The sequence below is a fragment of the Oleiphilus sp. HI0066 genome, from assembly GCF_001635725.1.
Map to the genome: position 1 here is coordinate 1 of NZ_LWFH01000104.1, position 655 is coordinate 655.

General features: G+C 46.9%; 1 protein-coding gene. It reads right to left on the reverse strand.

Annotation, left to right across the window (positions count from 1 at the left end; translation table 11 throughout):
- Positions 1 to 3 precede the first annotated feature (3 nt).
- A partial coding sequence (locus A3738_RS01630) for a DALR anticodon-binding domain-containing protein (protein ID WP_255376127.1) occupies positions 4 to 655 on the reverse strand: 652 nt, incomplete at its 5' end.

The window sequence follows — 655 nt, forward strand, 5'->3', positions numbered from 1 at the left end:
TACTTACATACTGTCTGGCGCGCTAACACCTAGCAGATTCAGACCATTGCTCAGAACCTGTTGCACAGCAAGGCTCAAGGTGATGCGCGCATCACGTACATTATGATCTTCAACAAGCATCTTGTTCGCGTTGTAGTAAGTGTGGAATTCACTAGCTAGGTCACGTAGATAATGCGTCATAGTATGCGGCTCAAACTGCTCAGCAGAATTAATAAGCGTTTGCGGATATTGCGCCAAACGTTTTGCCAATTCAGTTTCAGCTTCGATGGCATTGCTAGTTAGTTGACTTAAACCATTTGCTTGATCAACGAGTGCGCCTTCTTCTTCCAGTTTGCGCAGCATACTTGCAATACGTGCATGTGCGTATTGGATGTAATACACCGGATTGTCTTTGCTTTGTGATTTCGCAAGATCGAGATCGAAGTCCATGTGCTGCTCAGCCTTACGCGTCACGTAGAAGAAACGTGCTGCATCGTTGCCAACTTCTTCGCGTAACTCACGTAGCGTCACAAATGAGCCGCTTCTTGTCGACATTTGAACGCGTTCGCCACCGCGATAAAGAATTGCGAATTGAACTAGTTTTACAGTGAGCTTTTCAGGGTCAATGCCCAGGGCTTGTAAGGACGCTTTTACGCGTGTGATGTAGCCGTGGTGG